Below are 18,943 nucleotides of genomic sequence, written 5' to 3' on the forward strand. Positions count from 1 at the left end.
TTTTCTCGATGTCCCCTAAACTTGAGTCCAACAGGCTCAGCTTTTTGCCGACCTGCGACGAGAGCGGCCGGCCCGAGAGAGGATCTTCCGATGCAAGCAGGTCAGCAACCGCCCCAGGAAGAAGCGAAGACGGCGTTGGAGCAGTACGGTGTCAACCTCACCGAGATCGCCCGGACCGGCAAGCTTGACCCGGTGATCGGGCGGGACGCGGAGATTCGGCGGGTCAGTCAGGTACTCACCCGCCGCACCAAGAACAACCCGGTGCTGATCGGTGAACCCGGCGTGGGCAAGACCGCCGTTGTGGAGGGACTGGCCCAGCGCATCGTGGCCGGCGATGTGGCCGACTCCCTCAAGGGCAAGCAGCTGGTCTCCCTCGACCTGGCGGCCCTGGTGGCGGGGGCCAAGTATCGCGGCGAGTTCGAGGAGCGGCTCAAGGCCGTGCTCAAGGAAATCAACGACGCGAAGGGGCAGATCATTACCTTCGTCGACGAGCTGCACACCCTGATGGGTGCCGGCGGCGGCGAAGGGTCCGTGGCGGCCTCCAACATGCTCAAGCCCATGCTCGCCCGCGGCGAGTTGCGCCTGATCGGTGCGACCACGCTCAACGAGTACCGCGAATTCATCGAGAAGGATGCCGCCCTCGAGCGCCGGTTCCAACCGGTGCTGGTCGACGAGCCCAGTGCGGAAGACACTGTGGCCATCCTGCGCGGGCTCAAGGAGCGCTACGAGGCCCACCATAAGGTGTCGATCGCGGACTCGGCGCTGGTGGCCGCGGTCTCCCTTTCCAACCGGTACATCACCGCCCGCCAGCTGCCGGACAAGGCCATCGACCTGATCGACGAGGCGGCCAGCCGGCTGCGGATGGAGATCGACTCCGCTCCCGTGGAAATCGACGAACTGCGTCGCAGGGTGCAGAGACTGGAGTTGGAAGAGCTCGCGCTGAAAAAAGAGAAGGACGACGCCTCTAAGGCTCGCCTGGGGAAGTTGCGTGCTGACCTTGCCGAATACACGGTGGCCCTTGCTGAGCTGCAGGACCGCTGGGACAAGGAGCGTTCCTCGCTCAACCGGATCGGCGATCTGAGGAAGCGCTTGGTGAGCACCCGCAGCCAGGCCGAGGTGGCCGAGCGCGAGGGCAACCTGGAGAAGGCGTCCAGGCTGCTCTACGGCGACATCCCGGTGATCGAACGGGAACTCGCCGAAGCGGAGCAGACCGAGCAGGATGGGCCGCGGATGGTCGGTGACCAGGTCACCGCGGAGGACATCGCCGCCGTGGTCGCGATGTGGACCGGCATCCCGGTAGGGCGGCTGCTGCAGGGCGAGACGGAGAAGCTGCTGAACCTCGAGGGTGAGCTCGGGCACCGCTTGGTCGGGCAGAAGCAGGCCGTGCGCGCGGTCGCCGACGCCGTGCGCCGCAGCCGGGCCGGCATCTCCGACCCGGACCGGCCGACCGGTTCGTTCCTCTTCCTCGGGCCGACCGGCGTGGGCAAGACGGAGCTGGCGAAGGCGCTCGCCGAGTTCCTCTTCGACGACGAAAAGGCGATGGTGCGCATCGACATGAGCGAGTACGGGGAAAAGTTTTCCGTGTCCCGTCTGGTCGGGGCTCCTCCCGGCTATATCGGCTACGAGCAGGGCGGGCAGCTGACCGAGGCCGTGCGCCGCCGCCCGTATTCGGTGATTTTGTTCGACGAGGTGGAGAAGGCGCATCCGGAGGTCTTCGATGTCTTGCTGCAGGTGCTCGACGACGGCCGGCTCACGGATGGCCAGGGCCGCACCGTGGACTTCCGCAACACGATCCTGGTGCTGACCTCGAACCTCGGGTCGGCGTTCCTGATCGACCCGGTGCTCAGCCGGGACGAGAAGGAGGCGGCCGTGCAGGCACTCGTGCGCAAGACGTTCAAGCCCGAGTTCGTCAACCGTCTCGACGACATCGTCGTGTTCGAATCGCTGTCGATGGAGGACCTCGGCCAGATCGTCGGGCTGCTCGTTGACCGGTTGGAAAAGCGGCTGATCGAGCGGCGGCTCGAGCTGGGCGTGACCCCGGATGCCCGCACCTGGCTGGCGGAACGCGGCTATGACCCGATCTACGGTGCGCGCCCGCTGCGGCGGTTGATGCAGACCGAGATCGACGACAGGTTGGCGACCGCGATCCTGTCGGGCGCCGTGCGGGACGGCGAGACGGTGCGGGTGGACCTGGCGCCGGACGGGGAATCGCTCAGCGTCGCATCCGCCCCGTTGCTGGTCGTGGACCCGGCCGACCTCGACGACGACGCGCTGCTGTAGTTCTGTCCGTCGCCGGATTTCGCGTTTAGCGGAATTCGGCGGGAATACGACGGAACGGGCCCCCTGCCCCGGTGACGGTCAGGGGGGCTGGCATAGGGTCGAAGCATGCGTGCAACAGTGATTTACGGGGAACGGGACATCCGCCTCGAAGAAGTATCCGATCCGATTCTCTCCACCGGCGGTGACGCCATCGTGCGCGTCGTCGCAGCCTGCGTCTGCGGCTCAGATCTCTGGCCCTACCGCGGCATCCATCCCACCGAGGAGCCGAAACGAATCGGCCACGAGTTCGTCGGCATCGTCGAGGAAATCGGCGCCGACGTCAGCCGGGTCAAGGTCGGCGACTTCGTCATCGCGCCGTTCTACGACTGCGATAACACGTGCATTAACTGCCAGAACGGCACCAGCACCTCCTGCCTGAACGGCGGCTGGTGGGGCTCGGACGACCAGCTCGGCGGCTTCGCCGACGGCGCCCAGGGCGAGAAAGTGCGCGTGCCGCACGCCGACGGGTCGCTCGTTGCGACGCCGACCGTGCCCACCGATGCCCAGGTTCCCGGTCTCCTGACCCTCGCTGACGTCATGGGCACCGGCCACCACGCCGCGGTCTCCGCCGGTGTGACCGCGGGCAGCACGGTCGTCGTCGTCGGCGACGGCGCGGTCGGCCTCTGCGCCATCATCGCGGCCAAGCGGCTCGGGGCCTCCCGGATCGTGGCCATGTCGCGTCACCCCGAACGGCAGATCGTGGCCCGCGAGTTCGGCGCGACCGAGATCGTCGAGGAGCGCGGCGAGGCCGGCGTGGCCCGCATCCGTGAGCTGTTCGACGGCATCGGCGCGGACTGCGTGCTCGAGTGCGTCGGCACCAAGGAGTCGATGGAGCAGGCCATCGCGTCGGCCCGTCCCGGCGGAATGGTCGGCTACGTGGGCGTGCCCACCGGCGGACCGATCGAGGTTAGCCCGCTGTTCGGGCGGAACGTGGGCCTGAACGGCGGCGTCGCATCCGTGCGCGGCTACGTCGAAGAGTTGCTGCCGGAAGTGCTCTCGGGTGCCATCAACCCCGGCCGCGTGTTCGACCTGCAGCTGCCGCTGGCCGAGGTTGCCGAGGCCTACGCCGCCATGGACGAGCGCCGCGCCATCAAGGTGATGCTGCTCCCGTAGGCACGGAGATCACACGTGTCGGGAGGGAGATCTCGACGGGCTCGATCACCGCGACGGGCAGGATCACCGCGGCCGGCTTCGGCGCTTCCAGCAGTAGTCGACGGGCCGTGAGGCCGATGACGGCACTGTAGGTGGGGTAGGCGAAGCGCACCCGGGCCAGAGTGGCGACGTCGACGCCGGCGGCCATCGCCGTCGTCACGGATTGGATCACTTCGACCGCGTTCTCCCCGGTGGCATGGGCGCCGAGGATCAGCTCCCGCCGCCGGTCGGCGATCAGCTTGAGGAAGCCAGGTTCCCGGCCGTCGATCACAGCGCGGTCGAGTTCGGCGTAGGGCACTGTCGCGACGACGCAGTGCGGGTCGCGAGCCCTGGCCTCCTCCTCGGTGAAGCCCACGCCCGCGTAGTCGGGGTCGGTGAAACCGCCGGCCGGGAGCAGGTAGTGCGGCGTTCTGCGATTGGCGCCCAGCACCGCGTTCTCGGCCGCGGCCTCGCCCTCGAATTGGGCCGCCTGTACGAGCATGTCCCGGCCGTTCGCGTCGCCGACCGCGAAAATATGGGGCACGACACTCCGGAAGTACTGGTCCACCGGGATGGCGGAACGTTCGATGGTGATGCCAGCCCGGTCGAGCCCGAGGTCGTCGACATCCGCCGGCCAACCGGTGGACATAATGACGGCGTCGAAGGCGGAAGACTGTTCCGTTCCTTTTTCGCGCCAGGACAGGGTGAGGGTTCCGTCGGCGTCCGGCTCGATCGCCGTCACCGCTTCAATGCCCGTGTGCACGGCCACGCCCTGCTCGCGGAACGCCGCCGAGACCGTGGCGGAGATGTCGGAATCCGACGCCATCAGGATGCGCGGTGCCACATCGAGCACGGTCACGTCGGAGCCGAAGGAGCTGAACACCGTGACCAACTGGGCGCCGGTGTTTCCGGCGCCGATCACGGCTACCCGTCGGGGTAGCGACGGCAGCTTCAGAATGTCTTCCGGGACCGTCGCCAAGTGCGCCCCCGGCACGGCGAGTCGCCGAGAATGCCCGCCGACGCAGACCAGGAACGTGGCGGCGGTGAGGATGCGGCCGGTGTCCAGGACCACGGAATGCGGGTCGATGAATCGCGCCCGACCTTCCAGAACCAGTTCGATTCCGGCGGCCGCGAACCTCTCGGCCTCGCTCTTGATCGAGCGCACCTTGTTCACCCGCGACTGCACCCGGTCTCCCATGGTGGCCCAGTCGATGACGGGGTCGTTGACTACGATCCCGTAGGTATCTGCCGCGCGCACCTCGCGCATCAGGCGCGCCGCCTTGGCGAGCACCCTCGTCGGCACGCACCCCGTGTTCACGCAGGTCCCGCCGAGCTGGTCGGCCTCCGCCACGGCGACCCGGGCTCCCAGTTCGGCGGCACGGAGCGCCGCGGCCGTTCCCGCCGGCCCCGCGCCGATGATGACGACATCAAAGTGATTTGGGGTGTGTTCGGTCATCGTGGTCTCCACCGGTGTTCACTGCTGGGGGCAGCCGGGCGCGTTGCCGGGAAAAATAGTCGAATCATGTTTTTACCTGACGGGGCTGTGGAGTTACTGTGTCGGGGCGGGCTCTTGCTGCTGGTCGTTGACGAGTCGTTGACCAGTCGTTGACCAGGAGAAGCTCGACGAGAGGCTTGCGGGTGCGCGGGGCGGACTCGCGTTCGAGCAGCTCGGGGGAGAGCAGGGAGACGTCGCCGAGCACGCCGAGGGCGGTGCCGTCGAAGCCGCCGAGCTGGTGGGTGTGCAGTCCCTCGTGCTGGGCCTGGATCGTCAGATGGGCGACGGCCTGACCCAGGTCGTAGCGGGCCCACGGGTTCTCGCGGGTCACGTCGATCGGCAGGGTGGCGACGTTGACGATCAGCACGGAGGCGGCATCCGCCCCCGCCTTGTTGAAGCCCATCAGCGTCTCATGGATCTTCGCGAAGCTGTCCGAGCCGCGGCGGGCGACGATGAAGCGGGCCGGCTGCATGTTGCTGGCCGAGGGAGCCCAACGGGCGGCTTCGAGCACGGTGGTCAGAGTGGCTTCGTCGACGAGGGCCGTCGGGTAGAAGCCGCGGGGACTCCAGCGCCCGGCGAGCACGGGGAGGAGGAGCGACGCCGTGTGGACGGCACGGCTGAGGGTTTTGGTGATGAGGTTCATAGGCCCATCTTTTGCCGGAGTCTGGCTGGGATGGCGGGGCAACGCTGACCCATCCACTCCAACGCGGGCGGCGGCACACTATTCCGCTACCACCTGCCGCTGCGGTATACGCATCGCCGAAGCATCTCACGAGCGGGTAAGCGTCGGAATGCGGCGTCGAAACCGACGCTCTACCCGCTCTCGCGGCTACTCCTTGATCAAGCCGGCTCGCACCTCGCGGCGCAGCACCTTGCCGATCAGCGACCGGGGCAGCTCGTCGACCTCCACGACGGTGCGGGGCACCTTGTAGGCGGAGAGCCGGGTGCGGCAATACGTGCGGATGGCGTCGACGTCGAGGGTGGTCCCCGCCGCCAACACGACGGCGGCGGCGACGTCTTCGCCGCCGTTCGCGCTCGGCAGCCCGACGACGGCGGCGTCGGCGACATCCGGATGCGACAAAAGAGCGGCCTCGACCTCGGAGGGCGCCACATTGAAGCCGCCGGTGATGATGAGTTCTTTGATACGGTCGACGACCGTGACGAAGCCGTCGGAGGAGACGCGGACGATGTCGCCGGTGCGCAGCCAGCCTCCGTCGAGAAGCGTCTTGGCGGTCTCGGTCGGCTGGTCCCAGTAGCCGGAAGAGACCTGTGGGCCACGGATGAGTAGCTCACCTTCCTCTTCGATCCCGCGGTTCACGGTCGGGTCGTCCGGGTCCACCACGCGGATCTCGGTGCTCGGGAACGGCACGCCCACCGTGCCGGGGCGCCGGCTCGGGCCCATCGGGTTGCCGACGGCGATCGGCGAGGCCTCGGTCATGCCGTAGCCCTCGACCAACAGCCCGCCGGTGGCGGCCTCCCAGCGTTCCACGATCGACACCGGCAGGCTCATCGCGCCCGAGATGGCGTAACGGATGCTGCGCAGGCTTACATTCTTCGCCGTCGCGGCCTTCACGAGCCGGTCATAGATCGGCGGGACGGCCGGCATGAATGTGGGTGGGGTGCGCCGGGCCGCATCGAGCAGCAGTCCCTCGTCGAACTTGGGAAACAGCACGAGCCGGGCGCCGGTGGCCATCGCGAACGTCAGACAGAGGGTCAGGCCGTAGGCGTGGAACATGGGCAGGACCGCGTAGAAGACCTCCTCGCCAGGGCGCAGCCCCTGCACCCAGGCCTCGCCCTGCAGGGCGTTCGAGCGCAGGTTGAAGTGGCTGAGGATGGCACCCTTCGGGGTGCCGGTGGTGCCGCTGGTGTATTGGAGCGCGGCGGTGTCGGTGACCTTCGGGCGCGGGTGGCCGGGGCGCAGCTTGCGTGAGCCGACGATGCCGGACCAGCTGAAGGCATCCTTGCCCAGCGGGCCCGAGGTCAGGGCGTCTCGCGACTCGCGGGCTTTAGCGATCGGCAGCTTGAGCAGGAGCCGCTTGGCGAGCGGCATCGCTTCCGTCAGGTTCACCGCGATCACGGTGCGCAGGCCCAGGTCGGCGGGGAAATCGGTGACGGTCTGGTAGATCTTGTCCCAAACGATGGCGACGCGGGCGCCGTGGTCTTCAAACTGGTGTCGGAGTTCACGTTCGGTGTAGAGCGGGTTGTGCTCGACGACGATCGCGCCCAGGCGTAGCACGGCGTAGAAAGCCACCACGTGCTGAGGGCAGTTCGGCAGCACAAGGGCCACCCGGTCGCCGGGTTTGACGCCGAGGCGCAGGAGGCCGTTTGCAGCCCGAGAGATCTGCTCGCCGAGCTCGGCGTAGGTGGTGGTGGCGCCGAAGAAGTCGAGGGCCACGCTGGGGCCGAACCGGCGCGCCGAGGTCTCGATCATGTCGGAGAGCGTGTCGGTCGGTTCCTGGATGGTACTCGGAACGCCGGGGGCGTAGGAGCCGAGCCAGGGTTTATTCTCGAAGACGTTCATCGGGCGGCCAGTTCTCTGATCAGGGCCGCGACGAATGCGTCGATGTCGGCCTCCTCGGTGTCGAAGCCGCACATCCAGCGCACCTCGTTGGTCGCGGGGTCCCAATCGTAGAACCGGAAGTGCCCGCGCAGGCGATCGGCCACGCCGGGGGGCAGGATCGCGAAGATCGCGTTGGCCTGAGTGTTCTGGGTGAAGGACAAGCCCTCGATCTCGCCGGCGGCGATACCGGTCTCGAGGGCGTGGCGCATCCGTGTGGCCATGGCGTTGGCGTGGCCGGCGTTTCGCTGCCAGAGGTCGCCGCCGAGCAGCGCGATCAGCTGGGCCGAGATGAAGCGCATCTTCGAGGCCAGCTGCATGTTCAGTTTGCGTAGGTAGAGCAGGCCCGCGGATGCCTCAGGGTTCAGGACCACGACGCACTCGCCGTACATCATGCCGTTCTTGGTGCCTCCGAAGCTGAGCACGTCGACGCCGGCGTCACGGGTGAAGGTGCGGAACGGCAGGCCCAGCGAGGTGGCGGCGTTGGACAGGCGGGCGCCGTCCATGTGCAGCTTCATGCCGTGGGCGTGTGCGTGGTCGGCGATGGCCCGCACCTCGTCGACCGTGTACGCGGTGCCGAGCTCGGTGGTCTGGGTGATCGACACCACGAGCGGTTGGGCGCGGTGTTCGTCGCCCCAGCCCCAGGCCTGCTGGTCGATCAGTGCGGGGGTGAGTTTGCCGTCGGGGGTGTCGACGGTGAGGAGCTTGATGCCGGCCACCTTTTCGGGGGCGCCCGCCTCATCCGTGTTGATATGAGCGGTGGATGCGCAGATCACGGCGCCCCAGCGCGGCAGCATCGACTGCAGGCCGATCACATTGGCGCCGGTGCCGTTGAAGACCGGGAAGGCTTCGACGCCCGCGCCGAAGTGTTCGGTGAAGACCTGCTGCAGCCGGGCAGTGTAGACGTCTTCGCCGTAGGCGATCTGGTGCGCGCCGTTGGCGGCGACGATCGCCTCGAGAATCTCGGGGTGCACCCCGGAGTAGTTGTCGGATGCGAACCCGCGCGAAGAAAGGTCATGGAGTTGAGTCACCCCTCCATCTTCGCGCATCCGTCTGCTCCGCTTCTGTGCGCTCGGTGTGCGAATTCGACGGAGATTTTGCGTTGAAACGGCGATTTCGGGCCGAAACCGGCCCGTGGGAGCAAAATCACCGTCGAATTGGTTCGGGGCAGGGTTCAGGTTCGGGGCCGGGATCGGGCTGGCGGGGCGGCAGGTCAGCCGCGCAGGGCCTGGCGCAACGTAACGCGGGCGCCCATCCGCAGCAGGGAGTTCGAGTAGATGCGGGAGCCCAGCAGGATGACCACGGCCGTCGAGGCGAGCAGGATGGCCAGCGAGAGCAGCGGCTCCCACCAGGCGGCCGTGCCGAGGAAGATGCGCATCGGCATGCCGACCGGGGCCGAGAACGGGACGTAGGACATGACGGCGAGCACGGTGGGGTTGTCGTTGAAAAAGATCACCAGAAAATAGGGAATCATCACGAGGAACAGCACGGGCGAGGTGGCCGAGCCCACGTCTTCCTGGCGGGAGACCATCGACGCGGTCGCGGCGAACAGCGCCGCAAGCATGACGAAGCCGAACGCGAAGAACACGGCGAACCAGACGATCGACGGCCCCACGGTGCCCAGCAACCCGAACTGGCCGGTCGTGGCCATGCCGATCGCCACCAGCAGGCCGATCGCCACGATCTGCCCGAAGGCCATGATGCTGTTGCCCACCACCTTGCCGCCGAGCAGGGCGCGCACCGGGATGGTGGTCATTAGGATCTCGACGACCCGGGTCTGCTTCTCCTCGACGACGCTCTGCGCGATGGTCGAGCCGAACGTGATCGCCGACATGAAGAAGACCAGCCCGAAGCCCAGGGAGACGAGGTAGACGAGGCCACCGCTCTGCCGCGATGTCGGCTCGAGCAGGCTCACCGCGGGGGTGACGCTCAGGGCCGCGAGCACACCCACCGGCGGGGAGTCGAGGGCGATGACGCGCACGCCGAGCAGGGCATCCGCCCGGGTGGACGGAACGACCGCCGCGGAGACGGTGCCGTCCCGCACCAGGGACTCGGCAGCGCCGACGTCATCGGCCTTCACCATCGTGAACGACTCGGTCTGCTCGACGACCTGAGCGGCGGACCCCACGACGGCCACCTTCGGCATGGTCAGGTTCTGACTCGCAATGCTGCCGGCGACGACGGAACCGACCGAGATGAGCAGCAGGATGCCGGTTGAGATCAGGAAGGCCTTGCTGCGCAGCCGGGCCATGATCTCGCGGGTCGCGACAAGCCACACACTCCGGGCGAAGCTCGGCGCCGGATACCGGGGGCGAACCTGCGGGCGTCCGATGTGTGGCGTGCCGGCGCGGTCGTTCCAGATGGTGCTCACTGCACGATCTCCTTGAAGATGGTGGCGAGGCTGGGCCGCTGCTGGCTGAACTGTGTCACCGGGGCCCGGGTGAGGGCCTGGCGCAGAACGGACTGGCTGGCGGCATCCGTTTCGGCTTCGAACACGGCGACACCCCCGGAGAGGTCGAGCACGGAGATGCCGGGCACGGTGTGGATCCACTCAGCGTCGGCCGCGGTGCGCAATTCGAACCGGGGGCTGCTGTGCTGCTCGCGCAGCCGCTCTCGGGGGCCGTTGGCCCGGATCTCGCCGTCGGCGATGATGACGACGTCGTCGCAGAGGCGCTCGACGATGTCGAGCTGGTGCGAGGAGAACAGCACCGGCGCGCCCTGGGCGGCGAAGCCGGAGAGCACGCTCATGACCACTTCCACCGCGAGCGGGTCAAGGCCGGAGAACGGCTCGTCGAGCACGAGGAACTCCGGGTCGTGCACGAGCGCGGCCGCGATCTGGGCGCGCTGCTGGTTGCCGAGCGAGAGAGACTGCACCAGGTCACCGGCCCGCTCGCCGAGGCCGAGCCGGTCGAGCAACTCGGCGGTGTTGCGGCGGGCGGATGCCGGGCCCAACCCGTGCAGGCGGGCCAGGTAGACGAGATGCTCGCCCACCTTCATCTTCGGGTAGAGGCCGCGCTCCTCCGGCATGTAGCCGAAGCGGCGGCGGTCGTCGCTGGTCAGCGGAACGCCGTCTTGCAGCACGGTGCCGGAGTCGGCCGACAGCACCCCCAGGATGATCCGCATGGTGGTTGTCTTGCCGGCGCCGTTCGCACCGACGAAGCCGGTCAGGCGTCCGCTCTCGACGCCGAAACTCACGTCGGTCAGCACCTGTCGGGTGCCATAACGCTTGTTTATGGTCCTGATGTCGAGCATGCCTGCCCCTCTGTAGCCTGGTTCCACGCTAGCGCGCCGCGGGGTGCCGACGTCGGGTTCAGGGGGCCAAAAGCACGCGAGAAGTGTTGACGGATGCCGCCGACGCGTCCCACAGGCCGACCACCGCGGTCGCAAGTGCGGTTTCCAGCCCGGCGAGGGCACGCACGACGAAGATGACCGCCGCGGCATCCGCGCCTGCTTTCGCGAAGCCCTGACCGACCGCGCGGGTCCAGGTCTCGGCGGCGGCCTTCGCGGCGGCGTAGTTCGCGCCGCCCGGGGCCGGCTTGTCGACCGACACCGACGACACGATCGCCAGGCGCCCGGCCGGCGAGGCCAGCAGGTCGTCGTTGAACGCGCGGGTGGTGTTGCGCAGCGTGGCGACGACGTGCGCGTGCAGGAAATCCCAGTCCCCGTCGGACTGGCCGGCCAGCCCGCCGCCGCCGCGCCAGCCGCCGACCAGGTGGATCAGGCCGTCGATCGGACCGTGCTCGCCGTGCACGGCGTCGGCCAGGGCCGTGACCTGGGCGAAGTCGCCGAGGTCGCAGACATAGGTTGCGGCACCGGGAACCTCGGCGCGGAAGCCGTGCAGGCGCTCGGCGTTGGTGCCGACCGCGATCACGTGCGCGCCGGCATCCGTCAGCGCGGTGGCCACGGCGCGGCCGGCCGCGCTGGTCGCACCGGCGATGAGCACGGTGCGACCAGCGACGGCCCTGCCTGCGGTGTCAGTCACGCCCGGTGAGCCCGGCCGTCGACTCGATCACGGGCTTCATCTTCTTGTCGAGCGCCTCGAAGAACATCGACAGCGGGAACTCGTCGTCCAGAACAAGGTCGGTGTAGCCCTTCGGTGCGCCAGCAAGCACGTCCAGCGGCAGGCCGCGAGCCCACTGCGACGCCGGGTTCGGCGTGAGCGTCTCCGCGATCATGTCGTAGGCGGCCAGCCAGTGGGCCTTCTTCGGCCGGTCGATCGACGCCCAGTAGAGGTCGTCGATTCGCTTGCCCAGCGCGATGACCACGTCGGGCACGGCTTCCCAGTCGAAGGTGAGCCGGGTGTCGGTCCAGTGCAGCACGTGGTGCTGGTGCATCCACGCGAAGAGCAGCTGCCCGCCCAGCCCGTCGTAGTTCCGCACCCGGGTGCCGCTGATCGAGAATCGGAAGATCCGGTCGAAGATCACGGCGTACTGCACGAGTTTCGCGTGCCGGCGTGCTTCCGGGCTGGCGTTCTCGTCGCGTTCGATCGTGACCGATTCGCGGAACGCGGTCAGGTCGCAGCGCAGTTCCTCCAGGGAGTAGAGGAAGAACGGCATCCGCTGCTTGATCATGAACGGGTCGAATGGAAGGTCGCCGCGCATGTGCGTGCGGTCGTGGATGAGGTCCCACATGACGAAGGTTTCCTCGGTCAGGTGCTGGTCGTCGAGCAGCGCCGCCGCATCGGCAGGCAGTTCGAGACGCGTGATCTCGGCGGCCGCGCGCACGACCCGGCGGAACCGGGCAGCTTCGCGGTCGGCGAAGATCGCACCCCAGGTGAAGGAGGGGATCTGGCGCATGGCGACGGTCTCGGGGAATAAAACGGCCGAGTTGGTGTCGTAGCCGGGCGTGAAATCGAGGAAACGGATCGGCATGAACAGCTCGTTCGTGTACTCCTGCTCGAGCTCGTCGATGAATTCCGGCCAGATCACCTCGATCAGCACGGCCTCGACAAAGCGGTTCGCGCTGCCGTTCTGCGTGTACATCGGGAACACGACCAGGTGACGGATGCCGTCGGCCCGCTGCTGCTGCGGCTGGAACGCCATCAGGGAGTCGAAGAAGTCCGGCACGCCGAAGCCCTCGGTGCTCCAGCGGGTGAAGTCCCGGGTCACGGCTGCGAGGTAGGCGGCGTCGTGCGGGAACAGCGGGGCGAGCTCGTCGATGGCGGCGGCGATCACGCCGACGTGCGCCGCGGCATCCGCGTGGTCGGCGGCGACGGGGATGGAGCCGTCCTGCGCCTGGCTGGCCTGAAGCGAGGTGGCCGCGGACTTGAGCCGGAGCCAGGCCGGGCTTGTGGCCGGGTTGGCGGCGGTGACGGCATCCTCGAGAACCTCGGGCTCACCGACCAGTGCATCGTGCGCAACGTAATTCGACATGGGAACCTCCGTTCTTCGTGAGTGCCGCGGTCGCGGCGGGGTCGTTCGTGGTGGTGCTGGGTGGTGCCGGTGGTGCCATTTGGCGCCACGGTCCAGAGTAGCGGGAGGGTGCGGGCGTTTTCTTGCCATATCTCGCAACGAATCGCCGTGTTCCGACCCTCCGGTCGTCGAAAGCCCCCGTTCCGGTTGAAAGTGTGCGTTGTTCCGGTCATTCTCCGAGAATCGCCCATTGTGCCGAGTGCCGCCCTTCCGGCGGTGATTGTGGGCGCACACGGAGCTTTCGGTCTCTGCGGCGCGAGAGGGCGGTGCACGAGAACCGGCTGCCCGGGTCTCGACAGGCTGGGCCACCGGATGGCTCGACCACCGGATGGCTCGACCACCGGATGGCTCGACCGCGGGGGTGGCCTGCGCTATCGTCGAGGCGACCATGCAGCGACGATGCAGCGAGGAGCGCCGCCGATGAACTTTGACGAGGTGATCTCGGCGGTCGTGCGGATCGTCGAGGCGGCCGGTGCAGCCATCATGGTGCTCGGCGGCGCGGCCGCGATGATCGCTGCGGTGCCGACCGCGCTGCGGGCCGACACCCGGCAGCGGGCCTATGAGAAGTTGCGCCGCAATCTGGGCCGGGCCATCCTGCTCGGGCTCGAAGTGCTGATCATCGCCGATATCATCCGCACGATCCTGGTGGATCCGACCCCGCAGAGCGTGCTGGTGCTCGGCGCGATCGTGGTGATCCGGGTGCTGCTCAGCTTCTCGCTTGAGGTGGAGATGGACGGCATCTGGCCCTGGTCCCGCTGGCGCCTCGCCGCGAACAAGGGCGGCACGCCGAACCTCAAGTAGCGCTCGAAACGACACGTTCGAGGGGCGGGCGCCGCCGCGCACCCTTCAAACCTGACGGTTCACCGAACAGCGTCAGGTGCGTCGGGGGCATCGGCAGTCGACTGGGCCGGCGGAGAGACGGCCCGCAACCGCCAGAGCGACGTCACTTCCTTCGACCGGGCGGCGTGCAGGGGATCGGACGCGTCGGCGGCGCGGCCGTGCACGGGTTTGGCGTCCAGGCGGGCGACGACCTCGAGGCCCGCGTCCTCGATCAGGTCGAGGAGTTCGCCGCGGGAGCGCAACCCGAGGTGCTCGGCGATGTCGGAGAGCACGAGCCAGCCCTCCCCGGCCGCCTGGAGGTGGTCGGCCAGCCCGGCCAGGAAGCCCCGCAACATCCGGCTGTCGGGGTCGTAGACGGCGAAGTCGGTGGCGGTGACGGCGGACGCGGGAATCCACGGCGGGTTGCAGACCACGAGGTCGGCGCGGCCGGCGGGGAACAGATCGGCCTTGATGATCTCGACCGCACCGGCCAGCCCTAGCCGCCCGATGTTCGCGCGCGCGCAGGTCAGCGCCCGTGGCTCCTGGTCGGTGCCGACCACGTGACGGATGCCGCGTCGCGCCAGCACCGCAGCGAGCACCCCGGTGCCCGTGCCGATGTCGAACGCGGTGGCGGTCCCGGCGATCGAGCCGGCCTCAGCCGCAGAACCTCCGGCCCAGGCTGCCGGCAGCGGGGCCGTGTTCACCAGGTCGAGGTATTCGCCGCGCACGGGCGAGAACACCCCGTAGTGCGGGTGGATGCGGGCGCCGAGCGCGGGTACGTCGACCCCGGTCGTGCGCCACTCGTGCGCCCCGATGACGCCGAGGAGCTCGCGCAGGGCGGTGACCGAGGCATCCGTCGCCGGGCCGTAGGTCTCGGTGCAGGCCTGGCGCACGTCGGGCGCGCGGCGGAGCGGAACGGTGTAGTCGGCGTCGAGCGGCACGAACACCAGGCCGAGCAGCCGGGAGCGGCGCAGCGCCTCGGAGCGGTAGTGCCGGAAAGCGGCGGCCAGGTCGGTGGTGGGCGCGTGCCGGCCGTGGTCGATGCGGCGGGCGAGGGCGCTGAGCAACTGGCGGGCGCCCAGGAAGTCGCCGCGCCAGAGCATGCCGGTGCCAGCCTTCGCGTGGCGGTAGGCGGCATCCGCGGTCATCGTGTCGTCGGCGATGACGACGCGTTCCGGCGGCGCCCAACCGCTCTCCGAGTGCCAGAGGGCCGACCGAGTCCGCCCGGCCTCCGCCCAGGTGATGCGGGCGGGCCTGGTCGCCGTGTTCGTGCTGGTCATGGGTTCCATCTTTGCGCGGGTGGGGTGGGGTGGGCGTGCCGGGGCCGGCGGGAGAGCACGGGGTGCGGCCCGATCAACGCAGCGCGGGCATGACCTCGCGTTCGAAGAGTTCCAGACCCGAGCGGTCGTAGGCGGCCTCCGGGAAGTAGTGGATGGCGTAACCGAGGCCGCGTGCCTTCATGCCGTTCAGGCGCTCGACGACCTGTTCCGGTGTGCCGACGCACTGCGCCTCGCCGCTGCGGTACTCGGCCATGAATGCCGCCGCGCCCTCCGAACCGAGGTAGGGGGTGACCCGGGCCTCGATGGCGTCGAGACGGTCGGCGACCTCGGCCTCCGTCGCCGCGATCACGGTGTTGTAGTTCGCCGAGCGGGTGATCGCGCCGAAATCGGTGCCTTCCGCCATGCAGTGCGCCTCGAGCAACTCGCTCTTGTGCGAGAAGCCCTCGGGGGAGCCGTCGAAGTTCGTGTAGTTCGCGTACTTCGCTGCGATCTTGAGGGTGACCTTCTCGCCGCCGCCGGCGATCCAGACCGGGATGCCTCCGTCCTGCAGTGGTAGCGGCCGCACGATGGCGCCGTCCACCTGGTAGTGCTGTCCGTCGAGGGTGGCCTTACCGGTGGCCCAGGCCTGGCGCATGATCTGCACGCCCTCGTCGAGGCGTGCGAGGCGCTCGCCGGCGCGCGGGAAGCCATAGCCGTAAGCGCGCCATTCGTGCTCGTACCAGCCGGCGCCGATGCCCATCTCGACGCGTCCGCCGGAGATGATGTCGATGGTCGAGGCGACCTTCGCGAGGTAGGCCGGGTTGCGGTAGCTGATGCAGGTGCACATCTGGCCGAGGCGCACCCGTGTCGTGGTGGCGGCGAACGCGCTCATCAGCGTCCAGGCTTCGTGGGTGGCCTCCTCGCTCGGCACCGGCACGGTGTGGAAGTGGTCGTACACCCAGATCGACTCCCACTCGCCGGCGTCGGCGTGCGCGGCGAGGCCGCTCATGGTCGCCCACTGTTCGACGGGATCGATGTCGACCAGGTCGTGACGCCAGCCCTGAGGTATGAAGAGTCCGAATCGCATGGTTTCGAGCCTACGCGGGGGTAGCGGATGCTGCGTCCTGCGCCCTGCAGTTGCAGCTGGTGCCCGGGACCGGGAAGATCAACACCATGAAGTTCGTTCTGGCCCCCGACTCGTTCAAGGAATCCATGTCGGCCGTCGAGGCCGCCACGGCCCTGGAGCGCGGCATCCGTTCCGTCTTCCCCGGCGCCGAGTGCGTGCGGGTGCCGATGGCCGACGGCGGCGAGGGCACCGTGAACGCGATGGTTGCCGCCTGTGGCGGTGAGATCGTGGAGACCGAGGTTCAGGATGCCCGCGGACGCCCGGTGCTGGCCGCCTACGGCTATGTGGCCGCCGAGCAGCTGGCGATCATCGAGGTTGCGGCGTCGGCCGGCATCCATCTCGTCGCCGCAGCCGACCGGGACGCACGCACCGCCAGCACGTACGGCGTCGGGCAGCTCATCACCGACGCGCTGGACCGCGGTGCGAGCCGGTTCGTGATCGGGCTGGGCGGCTCGGTGACCAACGACGGAGGGGCTGGCATGCTTCACGCCCTCGGCGCTCGTCTGTTCGATTCCGCCGAACGTGACCTGGACTGCGGGGGAGCGGCGCTTGCGCGGCTCTGCCGGATCGACCTGGAAGGATTCGACCCGCGGGCGCGGTCCGCGTCGTTCGAGATCGCGAGCGATGTCGCCAATCCGCTGCTCGGTCCGGGCGGCGCCACCGCCGTCTTCGGCCCGCAGAAAGGCGCCGATCCGCAGGCCGTGCGGGACCTCGAGGAGGCCCTCACGGTCTTCGCGCGGGTGCTGACCGCGGATTCCGGGCGTTCCGTGGCGGAGCTGCCCGGCGCCGGCGCGGCCGGCGGGCTCGGCGCGGCCTTCCTCGCCTGCTTCGACTCCCGCATGCGGCGGGGCGTCGAGGTGGTGATGGAGGCCGCCCTCCTCGAGCGTCGCCTGAGCGGGGCCGACTTCGTTTTCACCGGCGAGGGCAGCATCGACGGGCAGACCCTGCACGGCAAGACCCCGCTCGGCGTGGCCGAGGCTGCCGCGCGCAACGGTGTGCCCGTGATCGCGTTCGCGGGCCGGGTAGGACCCGGGTCCGAGGTGCTCTATGACCAGGGCTTCGCCGCGCTGGTGCCGATCGTTCAGGAGGTCAGCGACCTCCCGCAGGCACTGACGGATGGTCCGGCGAACCTCGAACGGGCCGCCGCCACGGTGTGCCGTATCCTCGCCCTCGGGCTGTCGGCCGGGGCGGCCCGCGGGGCGCAGACAAGCTAAGCGACGGGAGCCGGAACGTCACGGACGGCTCGAGATCACACACCCGAGCTCACAGGCTCGAGATCGTCAGGTACCGCCCTCATTCGCGAGGGTGAGGGCGGCCGCCAGCGCGGTGACGGAGTCGAGGTAGCGGCCGCCGAACGGCACGGGACGCCCCCGGGCGTCGAAACGGTAGACCAACGGCTGTCCGGTGGGCAGGTTCAGGTCGCGGATCTGCCCGTCGGACAGGCCGTCGATCACCGCGCACAGAGCCCGCAGGGAGTTGCCGTGGGCCACCACGAGCACGATCTCGCCGCGGGCGAGAAGCGGGTCGACGCGCTCGGTGAGGAAGGCATCCACTCGGGTGATGACGTCGCTGAGCGCCTCGGTGCGGTTCAGTGCGGCCGCCGGCAGCGCGCGGAACAGGGCGGTGCCGGCGAACTCGTCGTAGAGCAGGTCGCCCATGGCGGGCGGGGCCTCGGCGACCGAGCGGCGCCAGGCCACGAACTGTTCCTCGCCGAACTCGGCGCGCACATCGTCTTTGGAACGGCCGGTCAGCGCGCCGTAATTGCGTTCGTTCAGTCGCCAGTCGGCGTCGCAGCCGACCGGCGGGTGGGCCAGACCGGCGGCGACGATCGCGGCGGTCTGCCGGGCGCGCGTCAGCGTCGAGGTGAACAGGGTGACAGGCGCTGCAGCGGGTTCCGGTGCCGTGGTCATGGCCGGAGAGCCGGTGCCGGTGGTCGGTGGCCGTTCGCCCGGCAGCGCAAGGTTGAGGAGGACGGTGGCCGTGTGGGCCTCGCGGATCCCCTGATCCGACAGCGGCGCATCCAGCACGCCCGTGAACAGCCCGGCGGCGTTCGCGGTGCTCTGGCCGTGCCGCAGCACGATTAACACCCCCGTTTCACGCACGGTGACCAGCCCTGTTCGAGTCTCAGCCGGCGGATGCCTCAGCCGTCGCGGATCTTCCGCCGCTAATTCAGGCTACAGCCCCGCAGTGACCACCGCCCGGCGGGGAGTGGCCGGGTTGAGCGGGAGCGACTCTCGCGGAAGGGGGTGGGCTCAGAAGCCGAAATCGCCGCCGCCGAAATCGCCGCTGCCGGAGTCGCCGCCGGAACCCGCGTCGCCGCCGGAATCGCCGCCGGAGTCGCCGGAACCGGAGTCGGCGCCCGAGGCATCCGCGCCGCCGGAGTCCATGGGCAGGAAGGCGCTCATCAGCGTCGACGCGATGACATAGCCCGCCACGGTGCCGAGCAGGGAGCTGCCGACCATGCTGCCGAAGCTCGGCCCGCCCTGGCCCTGGTTGCCGAAGGCGCGGGTGAGGGTGCCGGGCTGGCGCAGCTCCGCCCGGGTGGCCGCCTGGGCCAGTGTTGCCGGTTCGGCGTTCGCCGGGCGCTCGCTGGCGTTGGCGTTCTCGCTCAACTGGCGGAACAGCAGGTCGCGTTGCTCATCGTTCAGTTTGCTGAAGGCCTCCGCGTGCACCTGCTCGATCGTCTCGGGCGGTGCCGTGCGCAGTAGGTACTGATAGCGATCGACGGCGATCTCGTCGTCGGTGCGCTGCGGTGCGGCCGCGCGTCGCTGCTGTTCCGGCTGCTGGGGCTCGGTTCCGAAGAGGCGGTCGAAGAATCCCATGGTG

Annotated in this window: 16 protein-coding genes; 4 read left to right on the forward strand and 12 right to left on the reverse strand. The window is 69.0% G+C overall.

The annotated features are described in order from the left end of the window. The first annotated feature begins 90 nt into the window (after positions 1 to 90). Both E3N94_RS07075 and E3N94_RS07080 read left to right on the forward strand, forming a co-directional pair. Positions 91 to 2,280 (forward strand): AAA family ATPase, encoded by a 2,190-nt coding sequence (locus E3N94_RS07075; protein WP_134419852.1) that lies wholly within the window; start codon positions 91 to 93, stop codon positions 2,278 to 2,280. Positions 2,281 to 2,385: 105 nt separating this feature from the next. Next, entirely contained in the window at positions 2,386 to 3,432 is a 1,047-nt protein-coding gene (locus E3N94_RS07080; RefSeq protein WP_134419850.1) for a zinc-dependent alcohol dehydrogenase family protein, read from the forward strand. Here the strand turns inward: E3N94_RS07080 and E3N94_RS07085 are convergent. The 8 genes from E3N94_RS07085 to E3N94_RS07120 form a co-directional block, all read right to left on the reverse strand. Further along, positions 3,410 to 4,906 carry an NAD(P)/FAD-dependent oxidoreductase gene (locus E3N94_RS07085; protein WP_134569998.1) on the reverse strand — a complete coding sequence of 499 codons (1,497 nt, stop codon included), beginning with the start codon at positions 4,904 to 4,906 and terminating at the stop codon, positions 3,410 to 3,412. The genes E3N94_RS07080 and E3N94_RS07085 overlap by 23 nt on opposite strands. 64 nt (positions 4,907 to 4,970) lie before the next feature. After that, complete coding sequence (locus E3N94_RS07090) at positions 4,971 to 5,588, reverse strand: nitroreductase family protein (RefSeq protein ID WP_134569999.1); 618 nt, start codon at positions 5,586 to 5,588, stop codon at positions 4,971 to 4,973. Positions 5,589 to 5,774: 186 nt separating this feature from the next. Further along, positions 5,775 to 7,466: a long-chain-fatty-acid--CoA ligase gene (locus E3N94_RS07095; protein WP_134570000.1), complete on the reverse strand. Its 1,692-nt coding sequence runs from the start codon at positions 7,464 to 7,466 to the stop codon at positions 5,775 to 5,777. Further along, the gene (locus E3N94_RS07100) at positions 7,463 to 8,533 is read right to left on the reverse strand and encodes a low specificity L-threonine aldolase (RefSeq protein ID WP_233191259.1); all 1,071 of its coding nucleotides are present in this window, start codon (positions 8,531 to 8,533) and stop codon (positions 7,463 to 7,465) included. The genes E3N94_RS07095 and E3N94_RS07100 overlap by 4 nt, the downstream gene beginning before the upstream one ends. 182 nt (positions 8,534 to 8,715) lie before the next feature. Next, positions 8,716 to 9,753 carry an ABC transporter permease gene (locus E3N94_RS07105; RefSeq protein ID WP_134570019.1) on the reverse strand — a complete coding sequence of 346 codons (1,038 nt, stop codon included), beginning with the start codon at positions 9,751 to 9,753 and terminating at the stop codon, positions 8,716 to 8,718. A 116-nt stretch (positions 9,754 to 9,869) separates the two neighbouring features. Continuing rightward, positions 9,870 to 10,754 carry an ATP-binding cassette domain-containing protein gene (locus E3N94_RS07110; RefSeq protein ID WP_104100103.1) on the reverse strand — a complete coding sequence of 295 codons (885 nt, stop codon included), beginning with the start codon at positions 10,752 to 10,754 and terminating at the stop codon, positions 9,870 to 9,872. 58 nt (positions 10,755 to 10,812) lie between these two features. Continuing rightward, on the reverse strand, positions 10,813 to 11,484 hold the full coding sequence (locus tag E3N94_RS07115) for an SDR family NAD(P)-dependent oxidoreductase (protein WP_241973121.1): 672 nt from the start codon (positions 11,482 to 11,484) through the stop codon (positions 10,813 to 10,815). Next, entirely contained in the window at positions 11,477 to 12,874 is a 1,398-nt protein-coding gene (locus E3N94_RS07120) for a DUF6421 family protein (RefSeq protein ID WP_104100047.1), read from the reverse strand. The genes E3N94_RS07115 and E3N94_RS07120 overlap by 8 nt, the downstream gene beginning before the upstream one ends. Before the next feature lie 459 nt (positions 12,875 to 13,333). Here E3N94_RS07120 and E3N94_RS07125 point away from each other — a divergent pair, with 459 nt between their 5' ends. Further along, a complete protein-coding gene (locus E3N94_RS07125) occupies positions 13,334 to 13,714 on the forward strand; it encodes a DUF1622 domain-containing protein (RefSeq protein WP_104100048.1) in 381 nt (126 codons plus the stop codon). A 59-nt stretch (positions 13,715 to 13,773) separates the two neighbouring features. On the opposite strand, the gene E3N94_RS07130 is transcribed toward E3N94_RS07125, so the two are convergent. Together E3N94_RS07130 and E3N94_RS07135 are read right to left on the reverse strand one after the other, a co-directional pair. Next, positions 13,774 to 15,012 (reverse strand): class I SAM-dependent methyltransferase, encoded by a 1,239-nt coding sequence (locus tag E3N94_RS07130; RefSeq protein ID WP_104100049.1) that lies wholly within the window; start codon positions 15,010 to 15,012, stop codon positions 13,774 to 13,776. 73 nt (positions 15,013 to 15,085) lie between these two features. Continuing rightward, positions 15,086 to 16,078, reverse strand: coding sequence for an LLM class F420-dependent oxidoreductase (locus E3N94_RS07135; RefSeq protein WP_104100050.1), 993 nt, complete (start codon positions 16,076 to 16,078; stop codon positions 15,086 to 15,088). A gap of 86 nt (positions 16,079 to 16,164) precedes the next feature. Here E3N94_RS07135 and E3N94_RS07140 point away from each other — a divergent pair, with 86 nt between their 5' ends. After that, positions 16,165 to 17,331 carry a glycerate kinase gene (locus E3N94_RS07140; RefSeq protein ID WP_104100105.1) on the forward strand — a complete coding sequence of 389 codons (1,167 nt, stop codon included), beginning with the start codon at positions 16,165 to 16,167 and terminating at the stop codon, positions 17,329 to 17,331. A 66-nt stretch (positions 17,332 to 17,397) separates the two neighbouring features. Here E3N94_RS07140 and E3N94_RS07145 read toward each other — a convergent pair whose 3' ends face one another. Together E3N94_RS07145 and E3N94_RS07150 are read right to left on the reverse strand one after the other, a co-directional pair. Continuing rightward, entirely contained in the window at positions 17,398 to 18,219 is an 822-nt protein-coding gene (locus E3N94_RS07145; protein WP_134570001.1) for a 2,3-diphosphoglycerate-dependent phosphoglycerate mutase, read from the reverse strand. A 150-nt stretch (positions 18,220 to 18,369) separates the two neighbouring features. Beyond that, positions 18,370 to 18,939, reverse strand: a complete 570-nt coding sequence (locus E3N94_RS07150) for a hypothetical protein (protein ID WP_134374830.1) — start codon at positions 18,937 to 18,939, stop codon at positions 18,370 to 18,372. Positions 18,940 to 18,943: the final 4 nt, after the last annotated feature.

Source organism: Cryobacterium sp. Sr3, assembly GCF_004402835.1.
Taxonomy (GTDB): Bacteria; Actinomycetota; Actinomycetes; order Actinomycetales; family Microbacteriaceae; genus Cryobacterium; species Cryobacterium sandaracinum.

What these genes read in the sequence shown, in the direction of transcription:
- E3N94_RS07075 (WP_134419852.1), top strand. Translation starts at nt 91, where the DNA reads ATGCAAGCAGGTCAGCAACCGCCCCAGGAAGAAGCGAAGACGGCGTTG.
- E3N94_RS07120 (WP_104100047.1), bottom strand. Translation starts at nt 12,874, where the DNA reads ATGTCGAATTACGTTGCGCACGATGCACTGGTCGGTGAGCCCGAGGTT.
- E3N94_RS07150 (WP_134374830.1), bottom strand. Translation starts at nt 18,939, where the DNA reads ATGGGATTCTTCGACCGCCTCTTCGGAACCGAGCCCCAGCAGCCGGAA.
- E3N94_RS07095 (WP_134570000.1), bottom strand. Translation starts at nt 7,466, where the DNA reads ATGAACGTCTTCGAGAATAAACCCTGGCTCGGCTCCTACGCCCCCGGC.
- E3N94_RS07125 (WP_104100048.1), top strand. Translation starts at nt 13,334, where the DNA reads ATGAACTTTGACGAGGTGATCTCGGCGGTCGTGCGGATCGTCGAGGCG.
- E3N94_RS07135 (WP_104100050.1), bottom strand. Translation starts at nt 16,078, where the DNA reads ATGCGATTCGGACTCTTCATACCTCAGGGCTGGCGTCACGACCTGGTC.
- E3N94_RS07110 (WP_104100103.1), bottom strand. Translation starts at nt 10,754, where the DNA reads ATGCTCGACATCAGGACCATAAACAAGCGTTATGGCACCCGACAGGTG.
- E3N94_RS07080 (WP_134419850.1), top strand. Translation starts at nt 2,386, where the DNA reads ATGCGTGCAACAGTGATTTACGGGGAACGGGACATCCGCCTCGAAGAA.
- E3N94_RS07130 (WP_104100049.1), bottom strand. Translation starts at nt 15,012, where the DNA reads ATGACCAGCACGAACACGGCGACCAGGCCCGCCCGCATCACCTGGGCG.
- E3N94_RS07105 (WP_134570019.1), bottom strand. Translation starts at nt 9,753, where the DNA reads ATGGCCCGGCTGCGCAGCAAGGCCTTCCTGATCTCAACCGGCATCCTG.
- E3N94_RS07140 (WP_104100105.1), top strand. Translation starts at nt 16,165, where the DNA reads ATGAAGTTCGTTCTGGCCCCCGACTCGTTCAAGGAATCCATGTCGGCC.
- E3N94_RS07090 (WP_134569999.1), bottom strand. Translation starts at nt 5,588, where the DNA reads ATGAACCTCATCACCAAAACCCTCAGCCGTGCCGTCCACACGGCGTCG.
- E3N94_RS07085 (WP_134569998.1), bottom strand. Translation starts at nt 4,906, where the DNA reads ATGACCGAACACACCCCAAATCACTTTGATGTCGTCATCATCGGCGCG.